Annotated in this window: 11 protein-coding genes; 9 read left to right on the forward strand and 2 right to left on the reverse strand. The window is 64.2% G+C overall.

Annotation, left to right across the window (positions count from 1 at the left end):
- Positions 1-63 precede the first annotated feature (63 nt).
- The 4 genes from AB0J58_RS37545 (at position 64) to AB0J58_RS37560 (ending at position 3450) form a co-directional block, all read left to right on the forward strand.
- Positions 64-1761, forward strand: a complete 1698-nt coding sequence (locus AB0J58_RS37545) for an alpha/beta hydrolase (RefSeq protein ID WP_364224843.1) — start codon at positions 64-66, stop codon at positions 1759-1761.
- Between the two features lie 164 nt (positions 1762-1925).
- Positions 1926-2369, forward strand: coding sequence for a hypothetical protein (locus AB0J58_RS37550; RefSeq protein ID WP_364224823.1), 444 nt, complete (start codon positions 1926-1928; stop codon positions 2367-2369).
- Between the two features lie 272 nt (positions 2370-2641).
- Positions 2642-2953 carry a DUF1778 domain-containing protein gene (locus AB0J58_RS37555; protein ID WP_364224825.1) on the forward strand — a complete coding sequence of 104 codons (312 nt, stop codon included), beginning with the start codon at positions 2642-2644 and terminating at the stop codon, positions 2951-2953.
- Positions 2954-2955: 2 nt separating this feature from the next.
- Positions 2956-3450 (forward strand): GNAT family N-acetyltransferase, encoded by a 495-nt coding sequence (locus AB0J58_RS37560; protein ID WP_364224827.1) that lies wholly within the window; start codon positions 2956-2958, stop codon positions 3448-3450.
- Between the two features lie 87 nt (positions 3451-3537).
- Here AB0J58_RS37560 and AB0J58_RS37565 read toward each other — a convergent pair whose 3' ends face one another.
- Both AB0J58_RS37565 and AB0J58_RS37570 read right to left on the reverse strand, forming a co-directional pair.
- On the reverse strand, positions 3538-3774 hold the full coding sequence (locus AB0J58_RS37565) for a hypothetical protein (RefSeq protein ID WP_364224829.1): 237 nt from the start codon (positions 3772-3774) through the stop codon (positions 3538-3540).
- Positions 3771-4184, reverse strand: coding sequence for an ATP-binding protein (locus tag AB0J58_RS37570; protein ID WP_364224831.1), 414 nt, complete (start codon positions 4182-4184; stop codon positions 3771-3773). Before AB0J58_RS37570 ends, AB0J58_RS37565 begins: the two co-directional genes overlap by 4 nt.
- A gap of 263 nt (positions 4185-4447) precedes the next feature.
- Between AB0J58_RS37570 and AB0J58_RS37575 the strand changes: the two genes are divergently transcribed.
- From AB0J58_RS37575 to AB0J58_RS37595, 5 genes are all read left to right on the forward strand, one after another.
- Entirely contained in the window at positions 4448-5296 is an 849-nt protein-coding gene (locus AB0J58_RS37575) for a helix-turn-helix transcriptional regulator (protein WP_364224833.1), read from the forward strand.
- A gap of 7 nt (positions 5297-5303) precedes the next feature.
- Positions 5304-5501 carry a DUF397 domain-containing protein gene (locus tag AB0J58_RS37580; RefSeq protein ID WP_364224835.1) on the forward strand — a complete coding sequence of 66 codons (198 nt, stop codon included), beginning with the start codon at positions 5304-5306 and terminating at the stop codon, positions 5499-5501.
- Complete coding sequence (locus AB0J58_RS37585; RefSeq protein ID WP_364224837.1) at positions 5473-5742, forward strand: DUF397 domain-containing protein; 270 nt, start codon at positions 5473-5475, stop codon at positions 5740-5742. The genes AB0J58_RS37580 and AB0J58_RS37585 overlap by 29 nt, the downstream gene beginning before the upstream one ends.
- 120 nt (positions 5743-5862) lie before the next feature.
- Positions 5863-6588, forward strand: a complete 726-nt coding sequence (locus AB0J58_RS37590) for a 5-formyltetrahydrofolate cyclo-ligase (protein ID WP_364224839.1) — start codon at positions 5863-5865, stop codon at positions 6586-6588.
- Positions 6589-7282: 694 nt separating this feature from the next.
- Positions 7283-7579: a hypothetical protein gene (locus AB0J58_RS37595; RefSeq protein ID WP_364224841.1), complete on the forward strand. Its 297-nt coding sequence runs from the start codon at positions 7283-7285 to the stop codon at positions 7577-7579.
- The last annotated feature ends 47 nt before the right edge of the window (positions 7580-7626 follow it).

Below are 7626 nucleotides of genomic sequence, written 5' to 3' on the forward strand. Positions count from 1 at the left end.
TATCGCAGAGTGGCCGAGCTCGCGCAGGCCAACGCGCCCGCATTGAACAGAGCGTCCCAGGTGATGCAGACCAATACCTGGGTGGGTGGCGGAGCATCTCATTTCACCAAGGAACTCTTCTCCCACCGCGTACGGCTTCAGCGGGCGTTCCAGTCGGCGCTGGACGAGATCGCCGAGCTGATCGTGCGCCAGGGCGGGGCCGCTCCCCCGCAGCTACGGGTGATCACTCCTTTCCAGACGAGCATGAGCGCAGGTGCCGGCGGGTTCAAAGGGATAGATACCGCCCAGATGGAACTCCTTATCAGGGAGCTCGACCGGGCCGGTGACCCACTACTGGAAGCCGGATCTCAGCTGCAGAACGCCTGCTCCACGCTGTGCGTGGCCCCCGGCGCCGGCCCTGCGATCGGCTCCATCGGGGCCTGGGCCGAGACCCAGACCAGAGATCTGCGAAAACGGCTGGAGACCATCACCCGGGTGACGCCGATCGCCGAGAACGGACTTCCCGTGCAGGGGCCGTTCCTCGGCATGAACACGATCGGCGCGGGGGCGGCGGCCTATGGGCTGTTTGGCGCGTTCGACACCGAGCCGAACAAGGCGAGGGACCTGCTCTCCCACGCGAGCGGCGGTGACGCCAAAGCCCTGGAGGGGATACTGCAACTCCAGCGGCAGGGCAAGGACGCCAGCCTGGCGCAGCGGGTCAGCGCCTGGTGGAAGACGCTGAGCCCGGCCACCGCCAAGGAGCTGACCGGTGCGGCTCCAGGCCTGGTCGGCTCACTGAACGGGCTGCCCTCGGCCACCCGCGACAGACTCAACCGGACCTTCCTCGACCAGGAGGAGAAGCGGCTGACCACGATGCTGTCCGGTCTCAGGGAGAAAGCCGGGTGGGCCGTGTTCTCCGGAGAGGCGCGCACGGGGTTGGAGGTGGCCGCCGAGCGGATTTCCCTCATGCTGAAGAGGGTTCAGGAGGTCAGAGCGGCCCTCGCCAAGGGCGGCCAGAACGGTTTTCCCCCGGCGCTGCTGCTCGCCTTCGACGCGGTGAACGCGCACGGCCGCGCGGTGGTGTCGTACGGCGACCCCGACAGGGCACACAACATCACCACCTATGTGCCAGGATTCACCACCCAGGTCGAGGCCGGCGCCGCCGACTTCGACCGCGCCCTGCTCACCTGGACCGCAGCAAACAGGTTGGCCGATGGAAAACAGACGGCCTCGATCGCGTGGCTCGGCTACGACGCTCCCCAGCTCGACCTCGGGTTGGTCACCCCCGGCCATTCGGTGGCCGCGGACGGGGCCGCCGCCAAAGGCGCCCAGGAACTGGTCTCCTTCACCGACGGACTGCACGCCACCCATGACTTCGCCGTACCGGCCCGTCTGACCATGGTCGGCCACAGCTACGGCTCGCTGACCACCGGTAAAGCCGCCACGCTGCGCCCTCCTGGGACGTTCGCCGATGACCTGGTGTTCGTCGGCAGCCCCGGCGTCGGCACCTCCCAGGCCGCCGAGCTGGGTACGGGCAGGGATCACGTGTGGGTCGGGGCCAGCGACAATGACCCCGTCGCCAAGCTCGGGCGCTTCGGCGGAGATCCGGACTCCCCCGAATTCGGCGCCACCCGCTTCCGCGCCGGCGAGGGCGGCCACTCCGACTACTGGATGGATCGTTCGGATTCTCTACGTAACATCAGCCGCGTCGTCGCCGGAAAGTTCGACGAAGTCCAGAAAATATTTATACCCTTTCTCAGACCATCAGATATATCTCCATGAGCGGACACGTCACGCAAAAATAGCGCGAGGCACCCATCAGGTGAGCTGTCAAGCGACCACGTGAACTGCGAGAGGAACTCATGGCACGGCGATTACGCGTACTCGCGGCGCTCACCGCGTTGGTGATGATCGGCTGGATCAGTGGCTGCGCGAAGGAGTCGACGATGAACGATGGGCCAAATATTTCCGAGGCTCAGGCCCTCGCCCGGGTGGAGGATCTCATCCGCTCTGTTCTCACCGGGGTCACGCCGACTCCCGGTATGGACCTTGACCCCACAAGTCTCGCCGACCACCCCTGCATCCCTAATGAGGGGAACGTTCTCACTGGGGAGATCTATGTCATTAGAGTCTATTATCTAACAGGGATATCCAAAGAGCACCTTGTCCAGGAAGTTCGAAGGATTCAGTCAAACTGGGAGAAGGCCGGACATAAAATTACAAACGAATACGCATTCGATCTGGGAAAGCCTCAATTGTCCGGCAGGACCGGTGACGACTTTCGCCTCGCCGTCGATACAGTCGAACGAGACTCCACCTTACAAATTTTGCTCTCGGTGGGCTCACCGTGCTTTCCCCCCGACAAACCTTCCCCCACAGCCTCCCCCTGACCAGCCAAACCCATTTTCCCCTGCTCGCACGGCTCATCAACCAAACGCCACCGCGCCATACCAGCCAAGCCGGGCATTCGAGGGTGCCCGGGTCCACCCGGAACACCTGGACTCCGCTTGACATCCAGCCAACCTGTACGGACACTGTCCGTACGAAACCTAAGCGGCGGGGAGTGATCTCCCCGCGGTTGAACAGCGCCGCGCACTGCGGCGCCGACCGCCCGACCGGTGTCGGCGCAACGCCGACTCCCGCTGTGGAGGAGCCAGTAGTTATGACCCGTCCCGCGCCAGGCAGCACCGCCTCCCCCAGGCACGACACCAGAAGCCGACTCGAAGTCCGCATCAGCACGGAAGACAAGAACCTGATCGAACAGGCCGCCCGCGCCAGACGGGAGACCGTCACCGGGTTCGTTCTGCACGCCGCTCTCGATGCGGCCGAAGAGGTCATGCGCAATGAACGAATCACTGTGGTGCCCCCCGACTTCTTCGAGGCGATCATCGACTCACTTGATGCACCCCCGCAGCGGAACGAGGCACTGACCCGTGCCGCCCGGGAGAGCCGAGAGATTCCGAAAAGGAAGTAACGGTGTATGACCCTCAGCCGCTCAACCAGCAGCACCACATGGATTCGTTCGACTGCGGGAAGGAGGAACTGAACTTCTGGTTGAGCACGTCAGCCCTGCAGGCTGAACGGAACCGCACCGCCCGTACTTTCGTGTGGATCTCTGATGGGGAGCACGACGTCGTCGCCTACTACTCCCTCGCCGGCCATCTGCTGCAGAAAGACGAGATCCCTTCCAGGGCAGGCCGGGGCGGCCCGAGCCAGATTCCCGCCGTCATCCTGGCGCGACTGGCACTCCACAAAACATTGCAGGGCGGCGGCCTGGGGAGTCGCCTGCTCGTCCACGCTCTCGGCACGGCCCTGGAATCATCTCGGAGCGTGGCCGCTCGCCTGGTCGTCGTCGACGCCCTCGACGAGGAGGCAGCGCGCTTCTATGAGAGGTACGGATTCATCCGTGTCCCGGGGAACATGCGGCTGGTTCGGAAGATGAGCGACATCGAAGCCGACCTCAGCGGCTGAACGTCTGACCCCTTGGTCAGAGACGAGGTAGTGGCGCCCTGCGGCCGGTACCGGACGGGGAGGGCCGCCCGGTGTGGTGGCGCCGAGTCAGCCCGGGTACCGCTCGTGGTCGCCCGACGGGCAGGACGGGTTGCAGAGCACGTCGACCCAGATGTCGGCGACCGGCGCGGTGATCTGCTCGACGGCCTCGGCCGAGATCGTGTCGTCGGTAACGTCGGCCCAGATCAGGCGTACCGCGGCGGCCAGCGTGACGACGTGGGTGCCGCACCCCGCGCAGAGGCGCACCCCGTCGGGCAGGTCCAGGATGGGCAACGGACCGCTCACCGGGACCTCCACTCCGCGCAGACGAACCAGACGGTCTTGCCGTCCGCCGGCCTGCCCTCCGACGCCGGTACGACGCCCCAGCGATCGGCGTAGGCCGTGACGATCGCCAGCCCGCGACCGTGCTCCTCGTCCGGACCGGCCGGGACCGGGTTCGGCCACCCGGCGCTGTGGTCGGTGACCTCCCCCCACACGGCCCGCCCGTACTGGAACAGGGCGAGGGTGATCGGCGCCTTGCCGTGCAGGATCGCGTTGCTCACCAACTCGGACACGACCATGGTCACGTTTTCCGCCACGGCGGACATGTCCCAGGCGGCGAGGGTCTCACGCGCGAGGCCGCGCGCCTTACCAACCGCTTCGGGATCGACTGGCAGATCCCAGCATGCTTTGAGGGCGTTGCGAGGTGTCTTCATACGTGCTCCAGCGGGGGCGAGGCCGACAGAGGGAGTGCCGCACTTGGCATACGCGGCTCAGAGGCACGAGACCGGAGTCCGACCCAGCCGACGGTTGGTATCGCACAGAATCACGATCTCCTCACACAGCGTGTTCGTCTGACGCGCCCCATGATGTGGCCTGTACGACTCAAACTGCAACTCTCATTCTGAAACTCGACCGATATGTCTTTCCTTGCATCGAGTGCTCTACGATCGACATCCCTACGCCCTGGAGGTAAGCGATGACATACAGTGGCCAGAGTCCAACGGTGCGCCGACGGCGTCTGGCTTCTGAACTCCGGGGTTTGCGTGAGGCCGCCGGCCTGACCATGGAAGAGGTCGCTCAATCACTGGACATGTCACGGGCCACGATTTCGCGCCTCGAAACCGGCAAAACGGCCCGGCCGCGACCTCGTGACATCCGGGACATCCTTGACCTGTACCGGGCGGAAGACGCTCATCGGGAAGCGGTCATGGACCTCGTCCGGGGTGCCCGCGAGCGAGGATGGTGGGAGCAGTACAAAGGTGTCTTCACCGGCAGCTACGTAGGTCTCGAAGCGGAGGCATCCTCAATCGACACCTTTGAACCCCTCGTAATCCCCGGCTTGCTGCAAACCTCCGCGTATACAGCCGAACTGACCCGGGCTTCGCTGGTCCACGACCCTGCCGAGATCGACAAACACGTGGAAGCAAGGATGCGCCGACAGGAGATTCTGCGGCGCCCGAATTCACCCCGATACCGGGCGATCATCGATGAGGCGGCTCTTCTGCGACCGGTGGGCGACGCAGAAGTCATGCGCGGCCAACTTCGCAAGTTGATCGACACCCATCCACTTGAGCACGTGACCATTCAGGTCATACCAATGTCAGCTGGTCCGCATATCGGTCTATGGGGTCAGTTCGTCATCCTCGGCTTCCCCGATCCTACTGACCGGAACGTTGTCTACGTTGAAACCCCTACAGATGGTCTTTATCTCGAAGAGCCTGAACACCTCGAACGCTATAACCTGATAATGCAACGCCTCGTCGCCGATGCACTTGGAGCTGACGCGTCGATCGCGTATCTGTCCGAGCTGATCGACCGGTTGTGAGGCACCGATGAATCTGTCCGGCGCCGAATGGCGCAAGAGCACCCTTAGCCAGGGCGGCGGCAACAACTGCGTAGAAGTCGCGCTGAACCTTCCCGACATCGTCGCGATACGCGACTCGAAGGCACCCGACGAGCCAAGCATGATCTTCACTCACTCGGAGTGGTCCGCCTTCGTCAATGGCATACGAAACGGTCAGTTCGACTGAACACAACCCGCCGCACAGCTACAGCCGAGAGGAAATCATGAATCTTACCCAGTCCCATCTCACCTGGCGTAAATCCTCCCTCAGCTCGACAGAAGGACAGAACTGTGTCGAGGTCGCGGCGCTCCTCAATGGGGGGCAAGCCGTACGGGATTCCAAAGACCCCGCCGGTCCCATCCTGAAGTTCACCTTTGACGAATGGAACACCTTCATCAGCGGCATCAAGGGCGACCGGTTCGGCTGACGGGCCTCTGCTGTACGAGTACAACCACGACGAGCCGCCGAGCCAAGACTTCCAGATCGGCCGACGGCTGGTTGGGCTCAAGCGTGTGCTGATGAGTGGGCGGCTGCGTAGGGAGCGAAGTTGACCAGTTCGGGCACCGACCAGGCCAAACAGGCGATTCGCGAGCGAGTGTGGGCGCTGCTGGAGCACGAGCGGGCCGCGCCGCCCGGTGTCCACGGCCGTATCCCCTCTTTCTTCGGAGCCAAGACCGCTGCTGACCGCCTGGCCGAACTGCCCGTGTGGCGGGCCGCCCAGGTCATCAAGTCCGTACCGGATAAGGTACAGCTTCCGGTCCGAGTGCGGGCGCTTGTCGAGGGCCGGTTGGTCTACATGGCCGTGCCCAAGCTGGCCGAGGAACTGCCGTTCTACCTGCTCGATCCGGCGACGCTGACCGTACCCCCGACCGAAGCCGCGTCGAGCAAGGTGGCCGCGACCGTGGCGCGCAAGATCGGCGTAGACGACATGCGGCCGGTCGATCTGATCGTGTGCGGCAGTGTCGCGGTCAACCGGCATGGCGTCCGGCTGGGTAAGGGCGCCGGCTACTCCGACATCGAGGTAGCCCTGCTACAGGAGGCGGGGTTGATCGGACCGGAGACGACCATCGTGACGACGGTGCACTCTCTGCAGGTGGTTGACGACGAACTACCGGAAACCAAGCATGACTTCAGCGTCGATCTGATCGTGACGCCAAATGAGGTCATCGAGTGCGGACCACAGCGCCGACCGCAAGGACTCTACTGGAGCAGCTTGAGCCAAGAAAAGATCGACGCTATTCCAATTCTGGTGGCGATGAAAAGCTGCCTATAGATCTGCGGTGGACCAAACAGTGCTTCCCCTCGGCGAATGCTCATGTACGTATACCGAGCGCAGCCGAAACAGCCTGCCATGTATGTCACCGGAACTCAGGGGGCTCGCCGGGCCTCAAACTTCTTCGTCTTCCGTTCGGTCGGCGGCTGCGGTGTGTGCCACGGGGCGGTGGGGGCCGTGGCCCGGGGGTGGGGTGAGGGTGAAGGTGTAATTCTCGCCGTCGACGAGGGGTCGATGAGGCTCACGCCTGTTGCGGCCATGCGGTCGTACTCAGCGAGGATGAGGTCCTTAGTACGGTACGTGCCGTACTTGGCCTCATCCTTGCGCTTGACGATCGGGAAGGTGTCGGGGATGTAAGCGGCGTCGTCAGGGGAGATGCCGTAAAGGTGAAAGAAGAGGGCGTCCAGTTCAGCACAGGCGACGGTGCGGCGACCTTCGTCCCATCGAAAAGGCGCACTGGTGTCGCACCTCGGTCTTTCATGGACGCGTCCGCGGCGCCTTCAGAAATGCTGCAGTCCGGTCACCGCGTGCCTCCGACGTGGGCGCCGTCGTTGGCGAGCGATGCCGACCGCCACGGCGTGCCGAGCTCGTAGCCACTGGAAAAAGCCGGATTCTTAACACATCCCCAGCAAACCGGCTGTGCCTGCCAGGAGTCATAAGAAGAGCACATATCCCTCCCCTTCGGAGCCTCCTCTTGCTCAAGAACTTGCTCGTGTCGGCGGCCCTGGTCGGCAGCGCCCTGGTCGCACCGGCCGCCGTGGCCCTGCCCGCGTCGGCGGCGCCCCTCCACGCCCAGGCCCCTGCCGTTTCCGCAGGTGTTCACACCGCCTGCCAGTATCGGCAGGACGGAAAGGTCTGGCGGTGCATCACCCCGGGCGCCTTCTGCCCGAAGGCCGCGCGCGGAAAGTACGGGTACGCCAAGGTCACCAACCGCAAGTACCGGTGCCTGTACAAGAGCAGTGACCCGTACTGGCGTTGGCGGCGCGCCTGATCCTTGGAACGCCGGAGAGCGGCTGATCCCCCGCGGGGGATCAGCCG

It is taken from the genome of Streptosporangium sp. NPDC049644 (genome assembly GCF_040675205.1).
In the GTDB taxonomy this organism is placed as follows: Bacteria; Actinomycetota; Actinomycetes; order Streptosporangiales; family Streptosporangiaceae; genus Streptosporangium; species Streptosporangium fukuiense.

Coding starts and splice junctions, on each gene's coding strand:
- AB0J58_RS37545 (WP_364224843.1), top strand. CDS start 64: ATGCAGACCAATACCTGGGTGGGTGGCGGAGCATCTCATTTCACCAAG.
- AB0J58_RS37550 (WP_364224823.1), top strand. CDS start 1,926: ATGAACGATGGGCCAAATATTTCCGAGGCTCAGGCCCTCGCCCGGGTG.
- AB0J58_RS37555 (WP_364224825.1), top strand. CDS start 2,642: ATGACCCGTCCCGCGCCAGGCAGCACCGCCTCCCCCAGGCACGACACC.
- AB0J58_RS37570 (WP_364224831.1), bottom strand. CDS start 4,184: ATGAAGACACCTCGCAACGCCCTCAAAGCATGCTGGGATCTGCCAGTC.
- AB0J58_RS37575 (WP_364224833.1), top strand. CDS start 4,448: ATGACATACAGTGGCCAGAGTCCAACGGTGCGCCGACGGCGTCTGGCT.
- AB0J58_RS37580 (WP_364224835.1), top strand. CDS start 5,304: ATGAATCTGTCCGGCGCCGAATGGCGCAAGAGCACCCTTAGCCAGGGC.
- AB0J58_RS37585 (WP_364224837.1), top strand. CDS start 5,473: ATGGCATACGAAACGGTCAGTTCGACTGAACACAACCCGCCGCACAGC.